The 444-nt window shown below is 38.3% G+C and carries 1 protein-coding gene; it reads left to right on the forward strand.

Translation table 11 applies throughout. The features are described 5' to 3' along the window. Nucleotides 1-209, forward strand: a 209-nt coding sequence (locus LE190_RS22290) for a uracil-DNA glycosylase family protein (RefSeq protein WP_501039624.1), incomplete at its 5' end; no start/stop codon positions are given. Between the last annotated feature and the right edge of the window lie 235 nt (nt 210-444).

The following is a 444-nucleotide window of genomic DNA, read 5'->3' on the forward strand; positions in this document are numbered from 1 at the left end:
GTTGTGAACATGTCGTATTTCTGTTGTGGGGAAGTTATGCCCAAAAGAAAAGTGTGCTCATCGATGCGAAGAAGCATCTTGTGCTAACGGCGGTTCATCCATCACCGTTGTCTGTCTATCGTGGTTTTTTTGGTAGTAAGCATTTTTCACGTGCAAACCAGTATTTGATGGAACATGATAAAACCCCAATTGATTGGCGCCTGGTTTAAGTTTTGTCTTGATTTAAATAAACATCATTGCCGGTTATCGTCGCATGGAGCAAATACGTCCAAAAGCGAGATTCCGGTAATGATATTTTTGATTGGGCTTATTCCTTCGCTTAATATTCTAAAGGAATAATTGGCTCTTTTTTGCTGGTTGACATAATCATCATGGTTTGGAATGTCTTTACAAAAGGTATTTTGGAGATTTTTTCCATGATGACGCCTTCATAAGCTTTAATAT

This window comes from Massilia hydrophila (assembly GCF_020208145.1).
Taxonomy (GTDB): domain Bacteria; phylum Pseudomonadota; class Gammaproteobacteria; order Burkholderiales; family Burkholderiaceae_D; genus Telluria; species Telluria hydrophila.